This is a genomic window from Planctomycetota bacterium, from assembly GCA_035574235.1.
Lineage (GTDB): Bacteria > Planctomycetota > MHYJ01 > MHYJ01 > JACPRB01 > DATLZA01.
Genome location: DATLZA010000165.1, coordinates 12,295 through 37,449 on the forward strand (window position 1 = coordinate 12,295; position 25,155 = coordinate 37,449).

The 25,155-nt window shown below is 68.6% G+C and carries 23 protein-coding genes; 12 read left to right on the top strand and 11 right to left on the bottom strand.

The window, feature by feature from the left end; all coding sequences use genetic code 11:
* The first annotated feature begins 20 nt into the window (after positions 1 to 20).
* From VNO22_15305 to VNO22_15335, 7 genes are all read left to right on the top strand, one after another.
* Positions 21 to 716, top strand: a complete 696-nt coding sequence (locus VNO22_15305; protein ID HXG62735.1) for a methyltransferase — start codon at positions 21 to 23, stop codon at positions 714 to 716.
* On the top strand, positions 713 to 1,537 hold the full coding sequence (locus VNO22_15310) for a ChbG/HpnK family deacetylase (GenBank protein HXG62736.1): 825 nt from the start codon (positions 713 to 715) through the stop codon (positions 1,535 to 1,537). The genes VNO22_15305 and VNO22_15310 overlap by 4 nt, the downstream gene beginning before the upstream one ends.
* Positions 1,534 to 2,565, top strand: coding sequence for a glycosyltransferase (locus VNO22_15315; protein ID HXG62737.1), 1,032 nt, complete (start codon positions 1,534 to 1,536; stop codon positions 2,563 to 2,565). The genes VNO22_15310 and VNO22_15315 overlap by 4 nt, the downstream gene beginning before the upstream one ends.
* Before the next feature lie 9 nt (positions 2,566 to 2,574).
* Positions 2,575 to 3,141: a Uma2 family endonuclease gene (locus VNO22_15320; protein ID HXG62738.1), complete on the top strand. Its 567-nt coding sequence runs from the start codon at positions 2,575 to 2,577 to the stop codon at positions 3,139 to 3,141.
* Between the two features lie 68 nt (positions 3,142 to 3,209).
* Positions 3,210 to 4,514: a YceI family protein gene (locus tag VNO22_15325; GenBank protein ID HXG62739.1), complete on the top strand. Its 1,305-nt coding sequence runs from the start codon at positions 3,210 to 3,212 to the stop codon at positions 4,512 to 4,514.
* Complete coding sequence (locus VNO22_15330; protein HXG62740.1) at positions 4,514 to 4,969, top strand: hypothetical protein; 456 nt, start codon at positions 4,514 to 4,516, stop codon at positions 4,967 to 4,969. Before VNO22_15325 ends, VNO22_15330 begins: the two co-directional genes overlap by 1 nt.
* Before the next feature lie 50 nt (positions 4,970 to 5,019).
* The gene (locus tag VNO22_15335) at positions 5,020 to 8,814 is read left to right on the top strand and encodes an amidohydrolase family protein (protein ID HXG62741.1); all 3,795 of its coding nucleotides are present in this window, start codon (positions 5,020 to 5,022) and stop codon (positions 8,812 to 8,814) included.
* A gap of 8 nt (positions 8,815 to 8,822) precedes the next feature.
* Here the strand turns inward: VNO22_15335 and VNO22_15340 are convergent, their stop codons facing one another.
* On the bottom strand, positions 8,823 to 9,980 hold the full coding sequence (locus tag VNO22_15340; GenBank protein ID HXG62742.1) for a DNA methyltransferase: 1,158 nt from the start codon (positions 9,978 to 9,980) through the stop codon (positions 8,823 to 8,825).
* Between the two features lie 18 nt (positions 9,981 to 9,998).
* Here VNO22_15340 and VNO22_15345 point away from each other — a divergent pair, with 18 nt between their 5' ends.
* Positions 9,999 to 10,994, top strand: a complete 996-nt coding sequence (locus VNO22_15345; protein HXG62743.1) for an FAD:protein FMN transferase — start codon at positions 9,999 to 10,001, stop codon at positions 10,992 to 10,994.
* A gap of 1 nt (position 10,995) precedes the next feature.
* Here VNO22_15345 and VNO22_15350 read toward each other — a convergent pair whose 3' ends face one another.
* Positions 10,996 to 12,282, bottom strand: coding sequence for a Gfo/Idh/MocA family oxidoreductase (locus tag VNO22_15350; protein ID HXG62744.1), 1,287 nt, complete (start codon positions 12,280 to 12,282; stop codon positions 10,996 to 10,998).
* Between the two features lie 177 nt (positions 12,283 to 12,459).
* Here VNO22_15350 and VNO22_15355 point away from each other — a divergent pair, with 177 nt between their 5' ends.
* Positions 12,460 to 13,047: a DNA starvation/stationary phase protection protein gene (locus VNO22_15355; protein ID HXG62745.1), complete on the top strand. Its 588-nt coding sequence runs from the start codon at positions 12,460 to 12,462 to the stop codon at positions 13,045 to 13,047.
* On the opposite strand, the gene VNO22_15360 is transcribed toward VNO22_15355, so the two are convergent.
* The 5 genes from VNO22_15360 to VNO22_15380 all read right to left on the bottom strand — a co-directional run bounded on the left by VNO22_15360 (position 13,048) and on the right by VNO22_15380 (position 17,703).
* Entirely contained in the window at positions 13,048 to 14,322 is a 1,275-nt protein-coding gene (locus VNO22_15360) for a Gfo/Idh/MocA family oxidoreductase (GenBank protein HXG62746.1), read from the bottom strand.
* A 14-nt stretch (positions 14,323 to 14,336) separates the two neighbouring features.
* Positions 14,337 to 15,284 carry a PIG-L family deacetylase gene (locus tag VNO22_15365; protein HXG62747.1) on the bottom strand — a complete coding sequence of 316 codons (948 nt, stop codon included), beginning with the start codon at positions 15,282 to 15,284 and terminating at the stop codon, positions 14,337 to 14,339.
* Between the two features lie 16 nt (positions 15,285 to 15,300).
* Entirely contained in the window at positions 15,301 to 16,554 is a 1,254-nt protein-coding gene (locus VNO22_15370) for a Gfo/Idh/MocA family oxidoreductase (protein HXG62748.1), read from the bottom strand.
* 11 nt (positions 16,555 to 16,565) lie between these two features.
* A complete protein-coding gene (locus VNO22_15375; protein ID HXG62749.1) occupies positions 16,566 to 17,213 on the bottom strand; it encodes a DUF1080 domain-containing protein in 648 nt (215 codons plus the stop codon).
* Positions 17,214 to 17,274: 61 nt separating this feature from the next.
* A complete protein-coding gene (locus VNO22_15380; protein ID HXG62750.1) occupies positions 17,275 to 17,703 on the bottom strand; it encodes a hypothetical protein in 429 nt (142 codons plus the stop codon).
* Between the two features lie 137 nt (positions 17,704 to 17,840).
* Here VNO22_15380 and selD point away from each other — a divergent pair, with 137 nt between their 5' ends.
* Both selD and VNO22_15390 read left to right on the top strand, forming a co-directional pair.
* Complete coding sequence (gene selD / locus VNO22_15385) at positions 17,841 to 18,830, top strand: selenide, water dikinase SelD (GenBank protein ID HXG62751.1); 990 nt, start codon at positions 17,841 to 17,843, stop codon at positions 18,828 to 18,830.
* 7 nt (positions 18,831 to 18,837) lie between these two features.
* Positions 18,838 to 20,817: a DUF5127 domain-containing protein gene (locus VNO22_15390; GenBank protein HXG62752.1), complete on the top strand. Its 1,980-nt coding sequence runs from the start codon at positions 18,838 to 18,840 to the stop codon at positions 20,815 to 20,817.
* 59 nt (positions 20,818 to 20,876) lie between these two features.
* On the opposite strand, the gene VNO22_15395 is transcribed toward VNO22_15390, so the two are convergent.
* Positions 20,877 to 22,688, bottom strand: a complete 1,812-nt coding sequence (locus VNO22_15395; GenBank protein HXG62753.1) for a hypothetical protein — start codon at positions 22,686 to 22,688, stop codon at positions 20,877 to 20,879.
* 110 nt (positions 22,689 to 22,798) lie between these two features.
* Positions 22,799 to 23,257 (bottom strand): fibronectin type III domain-containing protein, encoded by a 459-nt coding sequence (locus VNO22_15400; protein ID HXG62754.1) that lies wholly within the window; start codon positions 23,255 to 23,257, stop codon positions 22,799 to 22,801.
* Between the two features lie 19 nt (positions 23,258 to 23,276).
* Here VNO22_15400 and VNO22_15405 point away from each other — a divergent pair, with 19 nt between their 5' ends.
* Complete coding sequence (locus VNO22_15405) at positions 23,277 to 23,675, top strand: peptide chain release factor-like protein (GenBank protein ID HXG62755.1); 399 nt, start codon at positions 23,277 to 23,279, stop codon at positions 23,673 to 23,675.
* A gap of 26 nt (positions 23,676 to 23,701) precedes the next feature.
* On the opposite strand, the gene mscL is transcribed toward VNO22_15405, so the two are convergent.
* Both mscL and VNO22_15415 read right to left on the bottom strand, forming a co-directional pair.
* Positions 23,702 to 24,109, bottom strand: coding sequence for a large conductance mechanosensitive channel protein MscL (gene mscL, locus VNO22_15410; GenBank protein HXG62756.1), 408 nt, complete (start codon positions 24,107 to 24,109; stop codon positions 23,702 to 23,704).
* A 31-nt stretch (positions 24,110 to 24,140) separates the two neighbouring features.
* Positions 24,141 to 25,136: a DUF481 domain-containing protein gene (locus VNO22_15415; GenBank protein HXG62757.1), complete on the bottom strand. Its 996-nt coding sequence runs from the start codon at positions 25,134 to 25,136 to the stop codon at positions 24,141 to 24,143.
* Positions 25,137 to 25,155: the final 19 nt, after the last annotated feature.

Consider the following 25,155-nt stretch of genomic DNA (forward strand, 5'->3'; position numbering starts at 1 on the left):
ATACAATCCCCGCTCGGATCATGACGGAAGTTCTCACCGTCGAGCAGCCCTGCCGCCTGGAACTGGAATGCCTCCCCGACGTCCACGTCCCCGGCCCCTCGTCTCTCGAGCTGGCGCGGTACCTTTTCTCCGTGAAGGGGAAGACCGTCCTCGACCTCGGCTGCGGCACGGGTCTTTTCGCGCTCGTGGCGGCCCGGCTGGGCGCCCGCGAGGTCTGGGCCACCGACCTCTCCTCCGCCGCCGTCGAGGCGACCCGGCGCAACGCCGCCCGCAACGGCCTGGAGATTCACGTCAAGCAGGGGGACCTTTTCGAGCCCGTCCGGGGCCGTCGCTTCGACGTCATCGTCACCAACCCGCCTCAGACGCCGGCGCCGCCGGAGGCCCAGGGACCCAAGTTCGGCGGCGAGGACGGCCTGCGCTACTTCCGCACGATCCTCCGCGAGGCGCCGCGGTACCTCGACGACGGCGGCCAGCTTCTCACCTTTCTCCTCTCTCTGGCCGACACCGCCACCTTCGAGCGTCTGCTCGCGGAAAACTTCCGCTACCGGCCGCTCCCCAAATCCCGGCGCGAATTCAGCCGCGAGGAATACGACGGGTATTGGCCCGGCCTCTTCGAGTTCCTTCTGGAGCGCCGCCGGCGGGGGCGGGCGGAATTCGAGGAAGAGAACGGGCGCTTCTTCTGCTGGGTCCGTTACTACATGGCGATGAAAAAATGAGGCGCCTGGTCGTCAACGCGGACGACCTGGGCGCGGGCGAAGCGCGCGATCGCGGGATCCTCGAGTCCCACCGGCACGGCGTCGTCACCTCCGCCTCGGTCCTGGCCCAGGGCCCTTCGTGGCGCGGCGCCCTGCGGCTTCTGCGCGAACATCCGTCGCTCGATCCCGGCGTCCACATCAACCTCAGCGAAGGGCGCCCCCTGTCGCCGCGCGCCCGGACGCTCGTCGATCCCAGGACGGGTCTCTTCTGGGGCAAGCGCGAAGCCCGCCGCCGGGCGCTCGAGGGTCTCTTCGATCCCGAGGAAGTCGAACGCGAGGCCGCCGCGCAGATCGACCGGCTTCGGGACGAGGGAATCGCGCCCAGCCACGTGGACGGCCACCAGCACCTCCATGTGTACGGCTGCGTCGCGGCTCCCGTGGCGCGGGCCGCGGCCGGCCGTGGCGTTCGCCGATATCGTCTCCCCTTGGACCTTCCCCCTCCGTCGATGCCCGTGAACGCCGGCCGAGGAGACGACCTCGAGGAGTATCGCCTCCAGGCGCTCCGCGCCCGCGAGATCTTCGCCCGGGAGGGCCTGCGTTCCACCGACGCCTTCGCCGGCGCCGCCCTGTCCGGCCACCTCTCGTTCGAAACCCTGGCGGCGGTCCTCCGGGGTCTGCCCGAAGGAACCACCGAACTCATGGTTCACCCGGGCTATGCCGAGGCGCCCCACGGCTTCTCGGGCCCTGCCCGCGACGCCGAACGCCGGCTCCTGACGGACCCCGCCGTGCGGGTGCTTCTGTCCCTCTTAGGCATCCGTCTTGTCCGGTGGGCCGACCTGTGAAGATCCTGGCCTTGTCGCCCTTCCCGCCCAACACCGTCAGCGGAAACGTCGCCACGCTCAAGCGTCTGCAGGAAGGGCTCCGCGATCGCGGACACGACATGGAGATTCTCGACGTCTCCGGTCCCGCGGCGGCGGAACGCGTCTCCGCGGCCTTGGGGTCCGTCCGCCCCGACGTCGTCCATCTCTACCATGCCTACAAGGCCGGCCGGTTCGCGGCGCTTCTCGAGAGACGACCGACCGTCCTGACCGTCTCCGGAACCGATCTCAACGATTACGTCGCCGACCCCGAACGGGCGCGCGTGATCGGCGAGGCCCTCCGGCGGGTCCCGGTCCTCCTCACCTATAATTCGTCGCTGGCCGAACGCGTAACCCGCTTCTTCCCGGACGCGGCCGGCCGGCTGCGCGTGATCCCCAAGGGCGTCCGGCTCGGAAACGATCCCTTCGACCTCCGCGGAGCCGCGGAAATCCCCCAGGGCTCCTTTCTTTTCGTCCAGGCCGGCGGCATCCGGCCGGTCAAGGACAACCTGGCGGCGCTGGACGGCCTGGCTCCGCTCAAGAGCCACGCCGCGCTCGTTTTCGCGGGTCCGATTCTCGACGCCGACTACGGCCGGACGTTCGCGGCCCGCCTGGCCGCCGAGCCCTGGGCGCGCCATGTGCCTTTCGTGCCTCCCTCCGCCATGGCCGCCGTCTACCGCCAGGCCGACGCCGTCCTCAACACCTCCCGGTCGGAAGGGCTCTCCAACGCGCTCATCGAAGCGATGGCCTGCGGTCGCCCCGTCCTGGCCGCGGACATTCCGGGGAACCGTGACCTCATCCGCCCGGAGGTCACCGGCCTGCTTTACTCGGGCCCGGAGGATCTCCGCCGCCAGGCACGCCGCCTCGTCGAGGACGCCGATCTCCGCCGCCGCCTCGGCGCCGCCGCGCAGGAATTCGCCCGGCGTGAATTCTCCACGGAGCGCGAAGTCGGCGCGCTTCTTTCGGCCTATGAGGCGGCGAGGAGCTTGAACTCGGAGGCGGAGGGCCCGTAAACTGCTTATATGACCGCAATCGCCGCCCGGCGGCTGTTTTCCGTCGAAGAGTATCATCGCATGGCCGAGGCCGGGATCTTCACGCCGCACGACCGCGTCGAACTGCTCGAGGGGGAAATCGTCCAAATGTCGCCTATCGGCAAGAGCCACGCCGTCTGCGTCGACCGCCTCAATCGACTGCTTTCGGAAAGAATTGCGCGCCGCGGCATCGTCCGCATCCAGAATCCCGTGCTGCTTGGGGGGCGTTCGGAGCTTCTTCCGGACGTGGCCTTGGCGCGACCCCGGGAAGACGAATATGCCGGCGGTCATCCGCAGGGTGCGGATCTCCTCCTCGTCGTCGAAGTGGCCGATTCAACTCAGGAGTATGATCGCCTGCTGAAGGTCCCGGCGTACGCACGAGCGCAGGTTCCGGAGGTGTGGCTGATCGATCTCAAGGCCCGCGCTCTCGAAGTCTACCGGGACCCTTTCTCCGAAGGCTTCAAAACGGTTCTCGCCGTGCGCCCCCCTCAATCCGTCGCGCCCCAGGCCTTTCCGGATATCCTCATCGAAGTCGAACCTCTTCTTCGGGGCCTTTAAGCCTTGCGGCCCCCGCGGCGCTCCGCTAGAATCGCGGTCGCTTTCGCGGCTCAAGGAGATTCTCGACCATGAAACGCACGGCTCTCTGGGCGATCCTTGGCGCGCTGGCCGCCTGCGACGCGCCGAGCGCGCCCTACGCGGGTTCTTCCGCTCCGGCCGCCTCCCCTTCCGCCGCCCCGGCCGCGGATGCAACCCCCAAGGGGGAGGTTACGTACCACTTCGGGACTTCCGACGCCCGCACGACGATCACCTTCGAATCCAAAACCGAAATCACCAACATCCTCGGCAAGACCACCAAGGTCGAGGGAAGCGCCACCATCGATTTCGAAAAGGGGACCGGCCGCTGCCGGCTGCGCGTGCCTGCGTTCTCGCTCAAGACCGGCATGGATGACCGCGACCGGGCCATGTACGGGAAAAGCTGGCTCGACGCCAAGCAGTTCCCCTGGATCGAGTTCACGGCGGACAAGGCCCAAATCGTGCGCCCCTCCATCTGGCGCGTGGACGGGCGGTTCACCCTGCACGGCGTGACGCGCGACCTGTCCGTCGAAGTCGAGGTGAAGCCCGTGCCCGACCTTCTCGGAAAGCATCTCGGCGAAGGCCGCTGGGTGCGCGTCCGCACCCCGGCGCCGTTCAAGATCCGGCTCGAGGATTTCAACATCAAAATCCCGGAGAGCGCCGTGGCCACCGTCGAGCCCGTCTGGAACGTGAGCCTTCAGCTCTTCGGAACGACCGCCCCGCCCGCCGGCCCGACGGCCGCCGCCACGCCTCCCTCGGAAGACGAAGACCTGCCGGTCCGCGTCGCCCGCGTGCCGAAGGTTTCGGAAGAGGGCATCACGGGGACGAAATACGTCTTCGGCCTGAAGCCTCAGCTCACGACCCTCAAGGCGGAATCGGTCACCGACCTCGAGAATGTCACGGCGGTGACGACGTCGCTCTCCGGAATCGTAGGTTTGGACAAGGAAAAGGGAACGGCTCAGGTCCGGATGCGGACGCTCGTCTCGAGCCTCAAGACCGGCATCGACAAGCGCGATGAGCACCTCCAGGGGCCGGACTGGCTCGACGCGGCGAAGAATCCCCACATCGAGTTCGAATCCACCCGCGCGACGCGCAAGGACGACAAGACCTGGACCGTGGAGGGCAACTTTACCTTCCACGGCCGGACGCGCCCCTTGAAACTCGATGTCGAAGCGGTCGAAATTCCCGCGGACCTCGTCAAAAAGGCCCACTGGGGCGACAAGCCCGGGCTTCGCTGCACCGGCCAGTTCAAGGTGAAGCTCTCCGACTACGGAGTGAAGATTCCTTCCGTCGCCCTGGCGAAAGTCAACGACGAATGGACCGTGTCCTTCTCCCTCGTGGGACTCCTGGCGGACTGATGGCGAAGCTCCTGCGTCTCGGGTGGATCCTGGCGTTCGCCGCCGCCGTGCTGGCCTATCCCGTGGCCTGGCTGATCGGCCGCGGCGCGGTGGAAGTCTATTTCGTCACCCCGTACGACGCCAAGACCGTTGAAGTCAACCGCGGACTTTTCCAGCTCGACCAGCCGGACCCGAAGGCTCCGGACTACGACCGGAAAGTCATGGGCCTCTACGGACTGCCGAACGAGAATCCCGATGTCGTGGTCTTTCCGTCCAGGGAACGGCTTTTTTCCCCGCCCGAAAAGCCCTCGCTCAAACTCCTCTTCGTGGATAAAGACAAGGGGGAAAACCCCCTGCAGCTCAAAACCGTCTACTTCTTCGCCAAGTGGATCCTGAGGGCGGCGCTCGCCGGCGGCGTCCTGCTCCTGGCGCTTTGGCTCCTCGTCTCCCGGCGCCGTCCCGCCCCCGCGGCCTAACGGCAACGCCTCCGTCCGCGTTCTATAAGTAGTCCTTCTGGGGAGAACTCATGCGCCTCCTGGGATGGGGATTCCTCCTCGCCGTGTGGGCCGTGCCCGGCGCCGCGCCCGTTTATGCCATCCGGAACGCCACGGTCGTTCTGGCCCCCTTCTTCACGCTCGAAAAAGGCACCGTCGTCATCCGCGACGGGCTCATCGCGGACGTGGGTCCCGACGTCGAGCCTCCCCCGGACGCGGAGGTCCTGGACGGAAAGGGCCTTTTCGTTTACGCCGGATTCATCGACGGCCGCACGACGCTGGGGCTTCCGGACACCAAGCGCCCGCCCGACGCCCGGCGGATCGCCGAGGGGGACAAACCCGACTTCGCCCGCGACGCTCCGGCCTCCATGGAGCAGGCCAACCGCAAGGGAATCCGGCCCGAACTCGACGCCGCCGAGCTCGTCCATATCTCCGATGCGGACGCCAAAAAAGCCCACGCGGGCGGTTTCGCCGCGGCGGTGGTGGCCGCCGCCGAGGAATATCTTTCCGGCCGCGGAGCCGCGATCACGCTTTCCGGCGCCCCCCGCCGGAACGCCCTCCTGCGCGCGGAGACGGGTCTCCACGCTTCCTTCCGCTCGTATGGGGACGGATACCCCACCACCACGATCGGCGTTCTCGCGCACCTCCGGCAGACGCTCCTGGACGCCGCCCACTACCGGAAACTCTGGGACGCCTATCGTCCCGGTCGCCCGCGCCCGGCCGTCGATCCGTCCCTCGAAGCGCTCCAGCCTCTTCTCCGCGGCGAGGTCCGGCTCTTCTTCGAAGCCGACACCGAGACCGAGATTCATCGCGCGCTCGATCTGGCGAAGGAATTCGGACTCCGGCTCGTCCTCGTCGGAGGCGCTTCCGCGGGCCGCGTGGCCGCGCTCCTTCGGGAAAAGGACGTGCCGGTCGTGCTCTCCCTGAAGCTCCCCCGCGAGGAGAAACCCTCGCCCGAGGATCCCGAGAAGCTGCGTCGGGAGCGGGAACGCCTTCGCCACGAGGAGATCGACGCCGCTCTGCGGCTTCATGAGGCCGGCGTGCCCTTCTGCTTCTCGACGGCGGGCCTTGCGTCCCCGGCCGAGGCGCTCTCCGCCATCCGCCGCCGGATCGAGCGGGGGCTTCCCGCGGAGGCGGCCCTGGCCGCCCTGACCACCTCCCCCGCCCGGCTCTACGGCCTGTCGGCCACCCATGGAACCCTCGCCCGGGGAAAATCGGCCAACGTGACCGTCCTCACCGCGCCGCTGGGAGATCCCAAGGCGGCCGTGCGCTACGTCTTCGCCGACGGACGCAAATTCGAGCTCGAAGGAAAGCCCCCCGCGGAGAAGGAGAAGAAAGACCCTCCCGCGGATTCCAAGATCAAGCCCCTGGCCGACGACGACGTCGAGATCGAGGCCGACCGGCGGCCCTCGACGCGCACCGGCGGCAACGTCTTCATCCGAAACGCCACGATTCTCACCGTCGCCCGAGCGGGCGCCATCGAGCGCGGGTCGATCCTCGTCCGCGACGGCAAGATCGTCGAGGTGGGTCCCGATCGGCGCGCCCCCTCGGACGTTCCCATGATCGACGCGAGCGGGCTTTACGTCATGCCCGGCATCGTGGACTGCCATTCCCACATCGCCGTCCAGGGCGGACTCAACGAGTCTTCGCAATCGATCACCCCCGAAGTCCGGATCGCGGACGCCCTGGATCCGCGGGACGTGGCGATTTACCGGGCGCTGGCCGGAGGCGTCACCTGCGCCCAGATTCTTCACGGCAGCGCCAATTCCATCGGCGGCCAGAGCGCGCTCGTCAAGCTCAAGTACGGCATCTCGCCGCCGCGGGCCATGCTCATCCCGGACGCGCCGCGGCACGTCAAGTTCGCCCTCGGCGAGAACCCCAAGCAGTCCAACTGGGGGCAAAACCGCGGCAAACGTTTTCCGAACACGCGCATGGGCGTGGAGGCCGTCTTCCGTCGCGCCTTCGCCGAGGCCCGCGCGTACGAGGAGGCCCGCCGGCGCGATCCGCTCGTGCGACGGGATCTCCGCCTGGAGGCCCTGGCCGACATCCTGCGCGGGGACCTCCGCGTTCAGTGCCACTCCTACCGCGCCGACGAGATCCTCATGTTCCTCGACGTCGCGCGCGACTTCGGGCTGCGGCCGCCCGTGTTCCAGCACGTCCTGGAAGGGTACCGCGTGGCGCCGGAGCTGGCCGCCGCGGGGGCGGCGGCTTCGACCTTCAGCGACTGGTGGTCTTACAAGATCGAGGCCTACGAGGCGATCCCCCACAACGCGGCGCTCCTGACCCGGGCGAGCGTCCTGACCTCCGTCAACTCCGACAGCCCCGAACAGATCCGGCACCTCAACATCGAGGCGGCCAAGGCCATCAAGTACGGGGGCCTCTCGGAGGCCGAAGCGTTGGCGCTCGTGACGCTCCATCCGGCCCGCCAGCTCGGCATCGACGACCGGGTCGGCTCGATCGAACCGGGAAAGGACGCCGATCTCGCCTTCTACAACGGCCATCCCCTCTCGTCCTACAGCCGGTGCGTGCTCACGCTGATCGAAGGGGAAGTCTACTTTGAGGACCGTTCCGGGCCCGTTCACGCCACGGCTTCGTTCCGTCCCGAAACCCGCCCTCGCCGGGATCCTCTTCCCCTGCCGCGCGGCCCGCGCGTGGCCATCGTCAACGCCCAGGTCCACCCCGTCCTCCTTCCCCCCTTCCGGGGCGCCGTCCTCATCGACGGCGGCAAGATCGTCGGCCTGGGCCCCGACGTCCGGCCGCCCGACGGTTTCGAGATCCTGGACGCCGAAGGGCTTTCGGTCTATCCGGGCCTCATCGATCCCCTGACCGCGATCGGCCTGCTCGAAATCGGCTCCGTCGCCGGCACCCGCGACGAGGCGGAAATCGGGGAGGTCCAGCCGGACCTGCGGGCGATCGCCGCGATCAATCCGCACAGCGAGCACGTGGCCGTCACGCGCGCCAACGGGATCACCGCGGCCCTCGTGGTTCCCCAGGGAGGCAAGATCGCCGGCCAAAGCGCGCTCGTGCGCCTGGACGGCTGGGTGCCCGGCGAGATGTCCGTGCGCCACGTCTTCGCCCTTCACGTCCACGTGCCGCCCCGGCGCGACGGCGAGTCGAATTCCAAGGAGGAAGACGACCGCCGGCTCAAGGACATCCGGGACATTTTCCGCGAAGCGCAGGGCGCCGCGGCGGCCGGCGGCGCTCGGGATCCGCGTCTGGACGCCCTGGCGCCCTATCTCCGGAGGGAGCGTCCGGTCGTTTTCCACGCCCAGTCGGCCCGGGAGATCCGGGAGGCTCTCGAACTGGCGGCCGAGTTCGGCCTCCGGCCCATCCTCGCGGGCGGCCGCGAAGCCTGGAAGGTCGCCGATCTCCTGGCCGAAAAGAACGTCCCCGTGATCCTGGCCGGCGTCCTGCAGCTGCCGCTCAACGATCATGATCCCTACGACGCCGTTTTCGCCAATCCGGCGCGGCTGGCCAAGGCGGGCGTCCGGTTCGCCGTCAGCGCCGCGGAGATCTTCAGCGGAAACAGCCGGAACACGCCCTACCACGCGGCATGGGCGGCCGCCTACGGGCTGGATCGTGACGAGGCCCTGCGGGCCGTGACGGTCTACCCCGCGATGATCCTGGGGGTCTCCGAGAGAATGGGCAGCCTGACGCCCGGCAAGGACGCGGACCTGATCGTCACGACGGGCGATCCGCTCGAAGTCGTGACCGACGTCGTCGCCATGTTCATCCGCGGCCGGCCGGTGCCGCTGGAGTCCAAGCACACGCGGCTCTACGAAAAGTTCCGGCGCCGCCTGGAAGACCGGAGCGCGCAGCCCCGGTAACGGCGCCGCTACGGCCGCGCGATCAGCAGAAGATGCTCCCGCCGCGGGGGCCCGCCGGTCCAGTCGCGCCGCCGCTGCGAGGCCGCCGCGACGAGGCGCAACCCCGCCTCCGCCGCCAGCCCGGCGAACAGGCGGTCCGCGCGCAGGTCGCGTCCGTCCCCCACCAGGAGGAGCAGCCGGCCGCCCGGGGCCAGTGCCGCCGACAGACGTCCGAGGACCTTCCCCATATCCTCCTCGTATCCCGCTCCGCCCGCCCGTCGGGCCCCGATCTCGTGCGCTTCCTCGAAGGAAGGATCGATCCCGAAGAGCGGGTACCGCCGCGCCTGGTGCGCCGCGTAGTCGTAGGTGCCCGGATACGGCGGCGAACTCAGCACCAGATCGAAGGCGGCGGCCGGGATTTCGACCGTCCGCGCGTCGCCCCACCGCAGATCCGGCTCGCGCCGCGGAACGCCCCGCTTGTGGAGATCCGAGGAAAGCCGCAGAAGCATCCCGGTCAGCTCGTGGGCACGCGACGCGAACGCCCGGAAGGTCGCGTGCCGGGGCCGGGGCCGGCGCCGCGGGTCGATCCGCACGTCGCTGTCTCCCGCCTGACGGGACAGCTTCACCACGATCGAGGACAGGACGACCGCGAACATCCGCCGGAACTCGGCGTCCGGTTCCTCCTCCAGAAGCGCCTTGAGAAGGCAGATTTCCCGGAGAATATGCGGGTCGTACCAGGCCCGCTCCGCGACGGCCCAGGGGGGAAGACGGAAGGCGCGGTCGGACTCGGCGGCGGCACGGGCCGCGCGCCGGCGCGCGGCCGCTTCGAAGCGGCGGCAGCGCTCGGGAGGCCACACGCGGGTGCGCGCCCACGCGATCTCGAGCGCGACCCGCGAGACGTCGATTCCCGTGAAGGCCCGCCCGGACCGGAGGGCCTCGAGCGCCGTCGTCCCGGACCCCACGAAGGGATCGAGAACCCGCTCTCCGGAAAACGCCGCCAGCGCCCGCCGGGCGGTCTCCGGGTGCATGCGCGCCGGATAGGCGTGGAACCCGTGCGTCCAGGGAAGCTCCGCGGCGGGATCCACCTCCAGGCACGCCGCTAGAGCGCGAGCCGCCGCCGGCTCCCCGGACGTCTCGACGGGTCCGCCCGTCTGACTGAGGCTTCGTCTCTTGCGGTCTCGGGGCATCGCGGCTAAGGTAGGCGCATGCGTCGGGCCTTGCGAACCGGACTGGCGGTTTCCCTTCTGGCGGGCTGCATTGTACCCGGCGAGGGTTCCCTCGCAAGGTTCGAGTTCACGGAGTCCCACATGGGGACGCCCTGCCGGGTCGTCTTCTACGCCGCCGGTCCCGGGGAAGCGGAGCGCGCCCGGCGGGCGGCGTTCGCGGAGCTGGCGGCGGTCGACGAACGCATGAGCGATTACCGCGAGGACAGCGAGATTTCCCGTCTCAGCCGGCGGTCGGGGGTCGGCCCCGTGCCTGTTTCGGAGCCGCTCTTCGAAGTCCTTTCGGCCGCCCGTAAATTTTCCGAGCTTTCCGGGGGCGCCTTCGACGTGACGGTGGGCCCGCTGGTCGAGCTCTGGCGCAAAGCTCGGCGCGAGGGTCGCCTTCCGCCTCCGGAGGCGGTGCGGGAGGCCCTGGAACGGACCGGCTGGACGAAGCTCGTGCTGGATCCGGCGGCCCGGACCGTCTGCCTCGAGCGGGCGGGAATGAAGCTCGACGTGGGAGGCATCGCCAAGGGGTACGCGTGCGACCGGGCGCTCGCGGCGCTGGCCCGCCTCGGGATTCGCCGGGCCATGGTCGACACCGGCGGCGGCATGGCTCTCGGGGATCCTCCCCCGGACCGCACCGGCTGGCGGATCCAGGTGGCCGACCAGTCGTCGAAGGTGCTCGTTCTTGCCCGGCGCGGGGTGGCGACCTCCGGGGACTGGGAGCGCTACGTCGAGATCGACGGCGTTCGCTATTCGCACATCGTGGATCCGGCCACGGGCGTCGGATTGACGAACCGCATCCTCGTGACGGTCGTGGCGCCGGACGGAATGAGCGCGGACGCCCTGTCCACGGCGCTCTCGGTTCTGGGGCCGGAGCGCGGGCTGCGGCTGGCCGAGGATCTCCCCGGCGTCGAGGCCTGGATGCGCTGGCGCGAGAACGGCGCGATCCGGACCGCCCAGACCTCCGGCTTCGCCGCCCTCCTGGAGCCTTAAGCTACTTGATCCCCTCGCGCGGCTTGCCCGGAATGGGCATCGGCCGGACGGGGTTGGGGCCGAACTCGTACTTGGGCGGGCTCAGATCGAGCTCCGCGGTCGCGAGATCCGCCCAGGCGATCGCTTTGCCGGTGTATGCCGCTTCCCGCCCGAGGATCGCGGTGAGGGAGCTTTCGGCCACCTGGGTCGCCTCGTTGATGGGCTTGCCGGCGCGGATGCTCTCGATCCAGTCCGTATGCTCCTGGACGTACGCCTTGGCGATCGAGGGCTTTTCCTTGAACTCGTCCTCGAAGCTCCAGTTCTTCTCGCCGCGGATGACGCCGTTGTAGACGTCCACCTCCCCCTTCGTGCCCCGGAAGTAGGCGGCCACCTGTCCGGGGCAGCCCGGCCACTGGCGGCACATGCTCGTGACGTGGACCCCCTTCGGATACTCGTAGTCCACGCAGAAGTGATCGTACACGTTGCCCCACTGTTCGCCCACGCGGGTCTGGCGACCGCCCACGGCGACGGCCCGGACGGGCCGGGCGTTCATCACCCAGTCGGTGACGTCGATCGTGTGAATGTGCTGCTCGACGATGTGGTCCCCCGAGAGCCAGTCGTAAAAGAGCCAGTTGCGGATCTGCCACTCCATGTCGCTCTCGTTGGGCCGGCGCGCCTTGGGCGCCCAGGGCAGGCCGGTGTTGTAATACGCGCGTCCGGCGACGATCTCGCCGATCCAGCCGTCGTGCACCCGCTTGATCGTTTCGATGAAACTCTTCTGATGGCGGTACTGGGTCCCGGCGAGAACGGCGAGCTCCTTCTCCCGCGCCTTCTTTCCGACCTCGATCACCTTGCGGACGCCCGCCGGGTCCACGGCGACGGGCTTCTCCATGAACACGTGCTTTCCCGCCTCGACCGCGGCGGCGAAGTGGAGCGGCCGGAAGCCCGGCGACGTGGCCAGGAGCACGACGTCCACGCCGCTTTCGAGAACCTTCTTGTAGGCATCGAGCCCCGTGAAACAGTTTTCCGGGGTCACCTTGAACCCCTCGGTCCCCTCCAGCTCGCGGCCCACGGACTTGACGCGGTCTTCGAAAACGTCCGCGAGGGCGGTGATCTGCACGTTGGGGGCCGCCGCCAGGAAGTTTCCGGCCGCCCCTTTGCCGCGCCCGCCGCAGCCGATCAGGCCGGCCTTGAGAGTGGGAGTGCTCTGTCCGGCGTGCACCAGGGGCACGCGGGCCATGAAGGCGGCCGTTCCGGCGGCCGCGCCGGAAGCCACGAAGTCCCGGCGGCTGATCTTCTTCTGCGGCATCGCGCGATTCCTCCTTGGACGTTCCCCGCCGCTCCCTCCCCGGGAAGCGCTCGGGCGCGTCCTCGAAATATACGCCGCCCGGCCCGCCGTGGCCAGCCTTTTTCCCGTAACGCCGGGGCTTCGGGATTATCTTTTTTGAAGGGGACGCATGTCCCGTCCTGCCGAAGGAGGCCCTCCATGAAACAGATCCACGCCGACCCCGAGACCCGCCGGATCCGCGGAACCAACCGGTCCCAGAGGGTCCGCTCTTCCGCTCCTTTCGCGGCGGAGAAGCGCCCCGCCGTGGCGGAGCTCCTCAACTCCCTCCTGGCCGACGAATTCGTCCTCTACGCCAAGACGCGGAACTACCATTGGAACGTCCGTGGAATCCACTTCCGCGAGCTCCACAAGCTCTTCGAGGAACAGTACGAAAAGCTCGACGAGATCCTCGACGAGGTCGCCGAGCGCGTCCGCACCTGCGGCGGGCTGGCGCTCGGGACCCTCTCGGAGTTTCTCGACGGCAGCCGGCTCCGCGAGCAGCCGGGCCGGTACCCCGACTCCCGCGCCATGATCGGAGATCTTCTCCGGGATCATGAGGAGGTCATCGATTTCATCCGGGAGGCCGTCGTGCGCTGCGACGACGAGTTCGGGGACGTGGGGACGTCCAACTTCCTGGCCGACCTGCTCCAGGATCACGAAAAGATGGCCTGGATGCTCGAGGCCACGATCGAGAACGACGTCCGCGAGCGCCGCGAGGAGGAGGCTCCCGCCCGCGCCCGCCGGTGATCAGGCGTTGCGTCCCGGGACCCGCACGGGCCGGACGGGATTCGGACCGAACTCGTACTTCGGCGGACTCAGGTCCAGGTCGGAAGCGAAGACCTCGTCCCACGTGAGAGCCTTGCCCGTATAGGCCGCCTCGCGGCCGAGAATCGACGTCAGCGTCGTCTCGGCGATCCGGCGCGCCTCGTTGATGGGAGTTCCGGCGCGGATGCTCTCGATGAGATCGCGATGCTCCTGAACCTGGGCCGGGACCTCCGCGCCCTCGAACCGCCACGGATTCCGTCCCTCGATGACCCCCGATTTCTGCGGGTGGTGCAGGTACGCCGTGCCCTGGGTCCCCACGTACCAGGCCGCCACGAGGCCCGGAACGCGCGGCCATTGCCGGCACATGCTCAAGACATGGACGCCGTTCGGATATTCGAAGTCCACGGCGAAGTGATCGTAGATGTTGCCGTACAGCTCCTCCACGCGGACCTGCCGCCCCCCCACCGCCGTGGCCCGCACCGGATGAGCCCGCAAAACCCAGTCCGTCAGGTCGATCTGATGGATGTGCTGTTCGACGATGTGATCCCCCGAGAGCCAGTCGAAGTAGTACCAGTTGCGGACCTGCCACTCCATGTCGCTCCAACCGGGGCGCCGCTCGTAGCTCCAGAGGTACCCCGTGTTGAAGAAGATGTACCCGGCGACGACGTCGCCGATCTGACCGTCGTGTATGCGCCGGACCGTCTCGCGGATTTTGCGCGAATGCCGGTTCTGCGTGCCTGGCACCACCCCCAGCTTCTTCTGGCGGGCTTTTTCCCCATATTCGATCACCTTCCGGACGCCGACCGGATCGACCGCGACGGGCTTTTCCATGAAGACGTGCTTTCCCGCCTCGACCGCGGCGGCGAAGTGAAGCGGCCGGAACCCGGGAGGCTCGCAGAGCATGACGTAATCCACGCTGGTGTCGAGAAGGCGCTTGTAGGCGTCGAAGCCGGTGAAGCAATGGTCGTCCTGAACCTTGAAGCCCGCGAGCTCGCGCTCCGCAGCCAGCCGCCGCGCGGTTTGGATGCGGTCCGGGAACATGTCCGCCAGCGCGATCACCTGGACGTTCGGAGCCGCCTCCAGGACGTTCTCGATCGCGCCCCGCCCCCGGCCGCCGCAGCCGATCAGCCCCACCCGCAGCGTCGGGTGATCCTGGGCGCCGCCGTGGACGAAGGGAATACGCTCGACCCACCCCGCGCCGAGCGCCGCCGAACCGGCGTTCAGAAAGTCCCGGCGCGAGAAGACGGGTTCGTTCATGGTCTCCCTCCGGGCTAACGGTGCGGGAAGAACGGGAAAAGTTTCCGGATCTCCTCCTCGTCCGGCCGGCGGCCGTATTCGCAGATCTCGAAAGCCTCGGCGTAGCGGACCTCGGCGGCCCGCTCCCGGCCGTATCGGGCCTCGAGCTGGGGCCGGAACCGGTCGGCCGTGGCGGCGAACCGGCGGGCGAACTGTTCGCGCACGTCCCGCCTGCGGGCGGCCACGGCGGCCGCGTCCTTCGGATCGGGCACCAGATGCGGCCCGCCGTTGCAGCCGCCCTCGTAGAACTGGGACTCCAGCGCCTCCACGCAGGCGAGCTTCTTTTCGATCACGTCGTCGATTGCCACGACGATGTCCGCCGTGAACGGATTGGGCCGGCGGAAGCCGTCCTCGGAGAAGAGAAACACCGGGTTGCGCGTGAGATGCGGCGTATCCGGACAGAAGTACGGCACCGTCACCATGTACGCCGCGTCCATGACGAGGATCCCGACGTACCGGTGATCCGGGTGATAGTCGTTGGGCCGGTGGCTGATGACGACGTCCGCCTTCCACTCCCGAATGAGGCGGCAGATCGTGCGCCGGTTCTCCAGGGTCACCATCAGCTCCCCGTCATGGATGTCGAGCACCTCCGTCCGGATCCCCAGGATTTCCGCGCACCGGCGGACTTCGGCCAGGCGCCGGCGCGCCAGCGGCCCGCCGGCCGTGCCCCAGTGTCCGATGTCTCCGTTGGTCACGGAGACGAACTTGACGTGGTGTCCGAGCGCCGCCCACTTGGCGGCCACGCCGCCTTCCCGCAATTCGCAGTCGTCCGGATGCGCCCCGAAGGCGATGATGCGGAGCTTCCCATCCTCCGGCGCCTCCGCAGGAACCGGGCCGGAAGAAGCCATGGGGCTCGTGCCTGCCGCCGAGGCGCATCCCCCGGCGAGCGCGGCGACCGCCCAGAGTCCGAGAATCGATCGCATCGCCCCCTCCTTGGCCCTACCGCGGCTTGCCGGGGACCGGAATCGGCCGGACCGGGAGCGGTCCCGGCTCCAGCTTCTCGGGCATCAGGTTCATGTCGGAGGCATACATCTCGTCCCACGTGATGACCTTGCCCGTGTACGCGGCTTCGCGGCCGAGGATGGCGGTCAGGGTGCTTTCGGCGATCTGGCGCGCCTCGTTGAGCGGACGTCCGTTGCGGATGCTCTCCAGAAGATCCATGTGTTCCTGGACGTACGGGTTGCGTCCTCCGCCTTTGAAGCGCCAGGTTTCGGGCCCTTTGATGTAGGAATGGCAGTCGCTTTCCCCTTTCGTGCCCACGACCGCCTCGCTCACGTTGCCCGGCGTGTTGTTCCAATGCCGGCACATGCTCAGGACGTGAACCCCCTTGGGGTACTCGAAGTCCACCGCGAAATGGTCCCAGATGTGGCCGTACTCCGGTCCCGTGCGGACCTGGCGCCCCCCCACGGCCACCGCCTTCACGGGATGCGCCTGAAGCGCCCAATTGATGACGTCGAGGTTGTGAACGTGCTGCTCGACGATGTGGTCCCCGCAGAGCCAGTCGAAGTAGTACCAGTTGCGCAGCTGGTACGTGAGGTCGTCCCAATCCGGCTCGCGCTTGCGGACCCAGACGCCGCCCGAATTCCAATAGCACCGGCCGGCGACGATTTCGCCGATGGCTCCCTCGTGGATGCGCCGGATGCATTCCACATATCCGGCCTGATGGCGCCGCTGGGTGCCCGTCACCACGGCAAGCTTCTTCTCCTTGGCTTTCTCGCCGTATTCGATCACCTTCCGGACACCCACCGGGTCCACGGCCACCGGCTTCTCGAAGAAGACGTGCTTGCCCGCCTCGATCGCCGCCGCGAAGTGAAGCGGACGAAACCCCGGAGGCGTCGCCAGGATGACGAGGTTCACCCCCGAATCCAGAACCTTCTTGTAATTGTCCAGACCCGCGAAGCAGTTCTCGTCGGTCACCTTGAACCCGGGGTGCTTGCCGAGCTGACGGCGCGAACCGTCGATCCGATCTTTGAAGACGTCTCCGAGGGCGACGATCCGGAGATGGACCGGCGGATTCATGGCCGCGGCGGCGTCCAGGATGTTTTCCGCCGCGCCGGTTCCCCGGCCGCCGCAGCCGATCACGCCCACGGAGATCGTGGGCTCCTGGCCGCCGGCGTGAACGAGCGGCACCTGCGCCATGAACGCGGCCGTGCCGGCCTCCATGAATTCCCGTCGAGTCAGCGCGTCGGTCATGAGGGGTCTCCTTACAGAGGCTTCAGGCGCACGCGGCGCCAATGGATCTCGGCGCCCTCCGACTGGAAGGCGATGGGACTCTCGAAAGGCTCGAACTCCGCGAATTCGCTGATCTTCGCCCCGTTCAGGCGGCACGTCATCCGGCCGTCCTGGGAGACGATCTCGACCTCGTTCCATTCGCCCAGCGGCCGGCGGACCCGGACGCGGGCGTCCCGGTCCTCCGACACGCGCTTCACCTTGAACCCGCCGATGGCGATCAGGCCCAGAACGTCCCGGTTCATTCCCTGGACCTCGAGGCTTCGCGGCCAGACCTTGTGCTCGGCGAAGTAAAAGAGGTATCCGCTGTTTCCCGCCCAGCGGGACTCGTCCACCTCCCCGGAGGGCCGCTTGAAGCGGTATTCGAAGCGAAGCACGAAGTCCTTGTATTTCTTCTCGGTGTACCAGTACCCGGCGGGACGCCCGGAGCACACGAGAACGCCGTCCTCCACGCGAAACGTCGCCGCGGGATCGGCCGTACCGTCCTTCCCGAGATAGAACTTCATCCCGGAAAAATCCTTGCCGTTGAAGAGAGGCTCGAAACCCGCCTCGTCGTCCTGCGCCGCCCACCCCGCGGCCAGCGCCAACCCCAGAAGCGTCCGAATCACGGTCCCTCCCGCCAAGCCGACCCACTATATAACGACGCCCGGGGGCCGGGCGAGAAGAATTCCCCGCGGTCCGCCTTCAGCCGCGTCCGGCGCGGACGGCGGACGGCGGGTACTCCGGCACGATCACGTGCCGCTTCTCCCGCACGTGGTACCGGAGGGCCAGGTACATGGCGCTGCCGCAGGCCGTGCAGACCGCGGTGCCCCCGTACATCCAGGAATGCGCGGTGATCCGGTGGCCGCACCGGCAGCGGAAGTCGATCGCGGGCGGAGGCATCGGATTCTTGAGGTTGCGCGCCGCGGCCGATCCCGTCTCGCGCGGCTTGATCGCCTGCACGCCGGGGTCCAGATAGATCGGCACGAACCCGTCCGGCGGCTGGTGGGTCAGGACGAACCGGCGCCCGCAATCCGTGCACTTCCAGTGCGCCACCCCCAGCCCGTCCAGCGCCCGCTCGCGCGGAAGCGCGTGCACGGAACCGCACATGCAGCGGAATTTCGCGGCCGACATGGATCAATCGGAAGTATACCATCCCGAAGCCCGCTTGCGCCTCCGCCCCGCTTCCGCTATCATCGAGCGACCGGAGGAAACGAACCATGGCTTGCGACATCCGAGGATTCGCCCGCAGCGGCGGCTGAGCGGGAAAACTGAGTCCGTTGGACTTACAGGGTCTTTTCACCAAGCTCGAGCTGCGCCGCAACGACAACCTGCTCGTCGGAATCGAAACCAACGACGACGCCGCGATCTACAAGCTCACCGACGACCTGGCGCTCGTCATCACGGCGGACTACATCACGCCGTTCATCGACGATCCGTACCTGTACGGACAGGTGGCCGCGGCCAACTCCCTGAGCGACGTCTACGCGATGGGGGGCCGTCCCATCACGGCGCTCAACCTCTGCATGTTCCCCGTGGCCGCCGGGGCCGACGTCCTCTCGCGCGTCCTGCAGGGGGGCCTCGACAAGATCCACGAGGCGGGCGCCCTCCTCGTCGGCGGCCATACGGTCAAGGACGAGGAAATGAAGTACGGCCTGTCCGTCAACGGGATCGTCAACCCGCGGCACTACACCCCGAACTCGGGAGCGCGCCCGGACGACCGCTTCATCCTCACCAAGCCGGTGGGCAGCGGCGTCTACATCACCGGCGCCCGGCGCGGCGTCATCGCCACCGAAGACCTCCTCCCGGTGGCCCGCACGATGGCCGAGCTCAACCGCGTCGCCTGCGAAACAATGATGGAATTCGACGCTCGGGGCGCCACGGACATCACGGGCTTCGGCCTGGGCGGACATACCCTGTCCATGGCCCGGGCCTCCAGGATCGGCATCCGCTTCTTCTACGACGCGATCCCGCGGTTCCCGAAAACCCTGGACCTCATCGGCATGGGCGTGATGACGGGTCTGACGGGCCCCAACTTCAAGCTCATCGAAAGCGGCATCGTCTTCCGGGACGGCTTCAGCGACGTCGAGAAGGCCCTCTTCTGGGACCCCCAGACGTCGGGCGGACTCTTCTTCGGCGTGCGCGCCAGGGACGTCGAGGCGTGCCTCCGCAAGCTTCATGAACGCGGCGTCACGGACGCGCGCATCGTGGCGGAGGCGTTCCCCGCGGACAAACCCCGTCTGGAAGTCGTCCGCGGGTAATCCGACGATGCCCGCCGGCCGCAGCGCGCTCGGGCTTTTCGCGTGCGCGGTCCTCCTTCTGCCGGCGGCCTGCGCGGGAGGCGGCGGCGGACCGAGCCGCGATTTCGCGCCCTCGGAGGCTCCCGCCTTTCGCGCCCCGGCCTTTCCCCTTTTCGTCCAGACGCCCTACCTCAACATCTGGCTCTGCGGGGACCGGCTGGCCGACGACTCCCCCAAGCTCTGGAACGGGGCGGTCAAGGGGATGGCCGGCATGCTGAAGATCGACGGTCGCGCGTACCGGTTCCTCGGACTCCCCGGCTCCCCCCTGCCGTCCCTGCGGCAGGACTCCGCGCGCGTCCTGCCCACCCGCACGGAATTCCTCTTTTCTCAGGACGACGTCGCCCTGCGCCTGGAGTTCCTTTCCCCGGCCGACCCGCGGGATCTCGAGCTCCTGGCGCTCCCGGTGGGATACCTCCGCGCCGAGATCGCCTGCGCCCGTCCTCGCCGAATCGAGCTCTACCTCGACCTCACCGCCGAGTGGGCCGTGGGATCCAGCGACCGCCGCGTCACCTGGGACGGGCGCTTCCGGCTGCGGCCCTCCCAGCCCCGCCTCTTCCGCGAGACGCACAACTGGCCCGACTGGGGCGAGGTCCATTGGGCCGCCCTCGACGAACCGGCCGCCTCGTACGTCGGCCCCGCCCAGGATCTGCGCCGCGCGTTCGCCGAGGGAAAGCCCCCGGACCGGGACGCCCGCTTTCCCCGCGCCGCCAGCGACGGGTGGCCCGCCTTCGCGCACGTCTGGGAGCTGGGAAGCGTGAAGGAGCCCGTCACCCGCCGGGCGCTTGTGGCGCTGACCCGCCGCGAGGCCGCGCTCTTCTACGGAGACGTCTGTCCCGCGGCCTGGACGCGCCGGTTCCCCGACGGAGAGGCCCTCGTCCGCTTCGCTTCCTCCGCCGCCGAGGAGATCCGCGCCCGCGCGGCCCGCGTAGACGCCGAAGTGCTGGCCCGCGCCCGGGCCGCCGGAGGAGAACCCCTGGCCGCCCTGGCGGCGCTCGCCTTCCGCCAGGCCCTCGCCGCCGGCGAGCCCGTCCGGCACGGCGATCGAACCTATGTCCTCTCCAAGTCCCTCGAAATCGGCGGGCCCAGCCCCGTTCAAAGTCTGGAGACGCTCTACGTCGCCTCGCCCCTCGCGCTGGCCTTCAACCCCGATCTTCTGCGGATGCACATCGAGCCCATCCTCGAGGCCGTCCGGCGCGGGTTCTGGCGGGAGCGCTTCGCCCCGCGCGACCTGGGCACCTACCCCCTGGCCACCGGCCCGAGCGCTCCGTCCGAGCCAGGCCTGGACGCCACCGCCGCCCTCCTCCTTCTGGCGACCGCGGCGGGCCGCCACGATCCCGAGTTCGCCCGCGAATACGCCGCCGTCCTCCGAAAGATGGCGGACTTCCTCCACGACGCGCTTTCTTCCCCGCAGGCGGCTCCCTCCGCCGTGGTGCCCGAAGGCGACGCCGGCCCCGTCCTCCGGGCCATCCTGGCTCTGGCCTGTTTCCCCGAGTTGCGATCCCGGGCGGAGGCGCTTCTGCGCGACTGGACGACCCGGGCGCGAGCGGAGGTCCACACGGCCCGGGCCCTGAACGATCCCTCGGGATGGAGCCTCAAGCCCGACCTGTTCGCGGATCGGATGCTCGGCCTGCACTTCTTCCCGTCCGACTGGGGTCCCCGTGAGGCGGCCTTCGCGCGCGCCCGCTCCGGCCGGTTCGGCGCTCCGGCCGATCACCTGAAAAACCAGGCCCGGGCGGACGCTCTCCTCTGGATCGCCGGACTCGCCCCTCGGGACGGACGCGAAGCGCTGGCGGCCGATCTCCTGCGCCTGTACTCGGAAACGCCCACGCGGGTGCCGCCCGCCGAGCGTTACGAGACGGATTCGGGACGCCAGACGGGCACGCCCGCGCGGCCTGCCCTGGGCGCCGTCTTCGCCCCCGTCCTGGCCGCCGAGCGCGAGGGACGCTGAATCCCCGACGCCGTCACTTCGAAGCGGCCACGTGCCGGGCGTGGCTTCTCCGACACCCCCTACCGAAGCACATGGAGCGCGCCGACGTTCCGGAACAGCGCCGTCAACCCCTCGGCCGGCACCGCGACGACCAGCCGGAGCCTGAACACGTCCCCACCCCGCGGCGTGGACGGGAAAAGCACCGCCGCATAGTCCGGAACCAGGCGCTCGTGGACCACCTCAACGTCCTTGCCCTGCACCGTCCCTTGCGGGTCGCGGCGCGGCTTCTGAATCGGACGGCGGTCGACCTTCTTGACGTACGCCGCCTTCATCCGGATTTCCGCCACGAAGTCCAGCGCCCGCATCCCTCGCACGAGGTCGGGCAGCCTGTGGTAGCTTTCGTCCCGCGACGTGGCGGTGTAGAGCTTCACCCGCCGGCCCTGGTGCAGGAGGCACATCGCGATCGAGGCGCCGTCCTTCACCTCGGCTGCAGCCTGGACGGATCCCTCGAGGATGACCTGTTCGAGCGGGATGCTGAGAAGAACCTCTCCGTAGAGTTCCGTACCCGGGGAGGTCTTGGCGCGGTCCACGTCGTACCACACCTCCCGGGCCGGACCGATTTCGGACCGGAGCATGTCCCTTTGGGTCGTCACGACCAGGGGAATCGTATAGAACCGGCGCTTGATCTGAAGATCGGTGGCGTACCGAACCTGGCCCGTTTGCGGATCCGGGGAAGAGCGCCAGAGGATGTCCGCGTCGTGCGTGATCCCGGCGCCATGCTCCGCGCTGATCGAGACGGCCTTCTCCGAAGCCTCCTCGTACGCGAAGAGGTTCGGAACGGCGATGAGACGATCCCTGCGCGTGTACCAGGCGCCGTCGAAGAGCACGTAGCCGTCCTTGAGCAGCTTGTCCCGCAGCTCCCGGGGCGTCCACGTGCGGTTCTCGTAGGAGATGAAGCCTCCCTGGTCGATCGCCTCCAGGGCGCGCTGAACGGGATCGGGGGGAAGCTCTGCCTCCTCGCGGGCCTTCGGATGCTCCGGCTGGGCCGACAGGAGCGTGAACGCGACCAGCCTGGCCTGAAGAGTAAGCTTCTTGACCTTGCACCATTCCATCAGGGCCAGGAGATCCTGCGCCGATCCCGACCGCGCCTTTTCCCAGCGGTCGCGGAACTCCGCGCCGGGGCCTTGGCCGCGGCCGATCGCCAGGATTTCGCCGCGCGGAACGTTCACCGTGCCGGCGACGCCTCCGGCCGGGCGGCGTTCGACCCGGACGAGCTCCGCGGACTCCTCGACGATCCGTCCCACGATCGTGCGCCCGTCGCGCAGCTTCACCTCGTCCGCCGGCAAAGCCTCGAGCGCCTCCTTCTCCAGGCGTTCCCGGTTCTCGGCGATCCACGCCCACTCCTCGCGCGCAAAGCGCACCTTCGGGGACGCCGCGAGCGACTGGAGGAACGCCACGTCCTCAGGGCGCCCTTTTCCGACCCCGACCAGCCCTTCCGCGCGAAGCCGCTCGTCCGGGGTGAGACAGAGGTTCCGGTAAAACTCGGGAAGGCCGAGCACCTGCTCCCGGACGGCGCGCAGGAGGTCGGCGGGAAGATCGTTCGCCGAACGCGCCGCGGCGACACGGTCATCCCTCGGGTCGGCCGGAACGACCGCAGGCGGCGGTTCCGGAAACGACGCCGCAGGCGCCGGAGGAAGAACGGAAGGCTGCACGGTCGGGGACGGAGCCGGCGCTCCTTCTTCGGCCGGCGGAGGGGCGGGAGTCGGGGACGGGAGATCGATCCGGATCGGAGGCGGAGGAGCGGCCTTTTCGGCCTCGCAGGCGCCGAGGACCACCGGCCAGGCCGCCGCCAGCGCAACCCGGAGCGCCCGACCGCAACGGCCCCGATCCACGGAAGCTCCTTGCCGAACCGAGAAGACCTCAGGAAGACGCATCGGTCGCCCGGTTGTCCGGCCTCGTGAAAGTACACCAGGCTCGCACCCACTTCGAGAGGTTCGAGAGTTCATCTTTTCACCGCCCGCCGCGCTCCCGCCCAGGCGAGAACGGCCAGCGTGACCGCCCCGACGGCTCCCCACGGCCCCGGCGGGCGCGCCGACGAAGAGACGTGGCACTCCCAGAACTCGAAGTCGTCGTCCAGGTCCTCGAGCGCGATCACTTCCAGATAGGCCGCGGTGAGGCTGAGCTCCCCCTGGGAGTTGCTCGTGAACACCCAGTACCGGTAGGACCGGTCCGGGCGGGTGGACGCATCCGTAAAGGAGGTAACCGGAGCGGAGATATCGAAAATCACCAGATCGTCCGGCCCGTCCAGCCGCTCGCGTTCAATCCATATCCCCGCGACCGACGGGTCCGAGGGCAAGGTCCAGAAGACCGTGATCGACCCGTCCGGGTTCCGGTCGCCGCCGATCGAGGTCACCGGGCTCGGCGGGGCCAGGAGAAACACCGTAGCCGCTGCCCACCTCATCCTCATACAATTCTACCGGATGAAGCTGAACGAGCGTTTCGATGTGTCGCCCTCCAAGGTCCGGGAGCTCATCGATCGGATGAGGCGCCTGGGCATCGACCCGGACGCCATCGAGGAGCATTTCACGCGCGGAAGCGGACCGGGAGGACGCAAGGTCAGCACCACGTCGAACGCGGTTCTCCTGCGCTATCCGCCCCTCGACCTCGTGGTGCGCTGCCACCGCGACCGGCGGCGGAACGTGAACCGATTCCTGGCCCTGCGGGAGCTCGTGGACCGAGTCGAGGAGCGGCTTTCGCCCGGCACTTCGAAGCGTCTCCAGGAAGTCGAGCGTCGCCGGCAGGCCAAGGCCCGCGCGGCCCGGCGCGCCCGGGCCCGTCACCGCGCGCCGCAGGCTCCCCCCGAGACCCAGGGCCTCTGACCTCTTCCCCGCGTCTCCGGGCGCCCTCAGGCCGCCGGCAAGGTCGAGGCGCACGCCCGGCACCGCCGCGCCGCCACCGGCACGCTTTCCAGACACTCCGGACACGTCCTGACGGGCGGCGGAGGAGGAGGCGCCTGCGCCCGCAGGAGGGCCTTCGTCACCACGAACACCGCCGCGGCGATGATGACGAAGTCCACTACCGTCCCGAGAAAGCTTCCGATGTTCAGCGCGGCCCCGCGCGCGAGCGGAATCTGAAGGAGGCGCCATTCGCCCTGCGGCGCGACCATGCCGATTACGGGCATGAAGAGATCCTTCACGACCGAATCCACGACCTTCGAAACGGCGTTTCCGATGACCACCGCCGTCGCCAGCGCGAACACGTTGGACTTGAAGAGGAAGTCGCGAAACTCACGCGCCATCGCCTTCGCGTTCATGCCCCGGTCTCCTCTCAGGAAGCCCGCCCGATCAGAACGTGAATCCCAGGCCGACGAAGTAGGTGTTGTCGTATTCCTCGAGCCCCTCGGGAGGCTCGTTGTCGAATTCGGTGATGACTCCGCCCAGGAGATTCCAGCCTCCCCCGAGGGCCGTCCCCAGCGTCGCCTCGTTGCGGATCTGCCAGTCCGCCGAGTCCTCGAAATTCGGATAGTACGTGAAGAGATCCTTCAGCTCGAAGCCCAGGGGAAGGGCCAGCCTCAGGCGGGCCGCAAAACGGCCGCCCATGTGGGACTCGTCCTCGCCCTCCCGGAAATTGTTGTCGAAGTACGCCAGGCCCGCCTCCACGGCCAGATCCCCCCACGGCTCCTTGAAGACCTCGTAGCCCGCGCCCACGCTCACCACCGTGCCGAGCCTCAGGTCCTTGAAGCGGTCCGACAAGAGCTCCACGCTCGCGTACACGTACAATCCGTCATAGATCCGGTAGAGATACTTCGCCAGGCCGTACGAATTGCGCTCCTGAAGATCCCCGCTGCGCTCGCCGTACCGGAAGATGGCCCGAAGGAGAATCAGGTCCGCTTCGGTTTCGCGGGTGGCCTCCCCGGCCGCCAGAAACGACGTCGTATGGGTGTTTCCGTCCGTGGCCCGAACCGCCAACGTGACGCTTCCGTGCCACTGCGTGGGAGGTTCGTTAAAGTGGGTCACCTTGGCGAACTCCACGTCCACCGGGGGCACGGGGCCTTCCGTTTCCACACGGAGCTTGCCCTCCTGAGGGGTCGAGAGCTTTCCCTCGAGGACTTCGCCCGTGGCCAGCCGGACCCGCACTTTCCCGTCGGTGCGGACGGACGTGACCTGCCCCCAGTCGATCGCCAGCTTCCCCGAGTGCGGCGTCTCGAAGTGGAGCTTGCCCTTGGCGAGCTGGAGAAGCTTTCCGGAAACCCGGTCGCCGTTTTTGAGCTTGACTTCGTCGTCCGCCCGGAGGGCGGGCCCGAGCAGGAGTAAGAGCGGCAGGATCGCGAAGCGTTTCATCACACCCTCCCCGAGTACC

Bases quoted from the DNA above. Each gene is read 5' to 3' on its own strand.
- VNO22_15340 (HXG62742.1), bottom strand. From the start codon at position 9,980: ATGCCCCGAGACCGCAAGAGACGAAGCCTCAGTCAGACGGGCGGACCC.
- VNO22_15380 (HXG62750.1), bottom strand. From the start codon at position 17,703: ATGTCGGCCGCGAAATTCCGCTGCATGTGCGGTTCCGTGCACGCGCTT.
- VNO22_15390 (HXG62752.1), top strand. From the start codon at position 18,838: ATGCCCGCCGGCCGCAGCGCGCTCGGGCTTTTCGCGTGCGCGGTCCTC.
- VNO22_15345 (HXG62743.1), top strand. From the start codon at position 9,999: ATGCGTCGGGCCTTGCGAACCGGACTGGCGGTTTCCCTTCTGGCGGGC.
- VNO22_15415 (HXG62757.1), bottom strand. From the start codon at position 25,136: ATGAAACGCTTCGCGATCCTGCCGCTCTTACTCCTGCTCGGGCCCGCC.
- VNO22_15305 (HXG62735.1), top strand. From the start codon at position 21: ATGACGGAAGTTCTCACCGTCGAGCAGCCCTGCCGCCTGGAACTGGAA.
- VNO22_15360 (HXG62746.1), bottom strand. From the start codon at position 14,322: ATGAACGAACCCGTCTTCTCGCGCCGGGACTTTCTGAACGCCGGTTCG.
- VNO22_15355 (HXG62745.1), top strand. From the start codon at position 12,460: ATGAAACAGATCCACGCCGACCCCGAGACCCGCCGGATCCGCGGAACC.
- VNO22_15320 (HXG62738.1), top strand. From the start codon at position 2,575: ATGACCGCAATCGCCGCCCGGCGGCTGTTTTCCGTCGAAGAGTATCAT.
- VNO22_15400 (HXG62754.1), bottom strand. From the start codon at position 23,257: ATGAGGTGGGCAGCGGCTACGGTGTTTCTCCTGGCCCCGCCGAGCCCG.
- VNO22_15370 (HXG62748.1), bottom strand. From the start codon at position 16,554: ATGACCGACGCGCTGACTCGACGGGAATTCATGGAGGCCGGCACGGCC.
- VNO22_15365 (HXG62747.1), bottom strand. From the start codon at position 15,284: ATGCGATCGATTCTCGGACTCTGGGCGGTCGCCGCGCTCGCCGGGGGA.
- VNO22_15325 (HXG62739.1), top strand. From the start codon at position 3,210: ATGAAACGCACGGCTCTCTGGGCGATCCTTGGCGCGCTGGCCGCCTGC.
- VNO22_15350 (HXG62744.1), bottom strand. From the start codon at position 12,282: ATGCCGCAGAAGAAGATCAGCCGCCGGGACTTCGTGGCTTCCGGCGCG.
- VNO22_15310 (HXG62736.1), top strand. From the start codon at position 713: ATGAGGCGCCTGGTCGTCAACGCGGACGACCTGGGCGCGGGCGAAGCG.
- VNO22_15405 (HXG62755.1), top strand. From the start codon at position 23,277: ATGAAGCTGAACGAGCGTTTCGATGTGTCGCCCTCCAAGGTCCGGGAG.
- mscL (HXG62756.1), bottom strand. From the start codon at position 24,109: ATGAACGCGAAGGCGATGGCGCGTGAGTTTCGCGACTTCCTCTTCAAG.
- VNO22_15335 (HXG62741.1), top strand. From the start codon at position 5,020: ATGCGCCTCCTGGGATGGGGATTCCTCCTCGCCGTGTGGGCCGTGCCC.
- VNO22_15330 (HXG62740.1), top strand. From the start codon at position 4,514: ATGGCGAAGCTCCTGCGTCTCGGGTGGATCCTGGCGTTCGCCGCCGCC.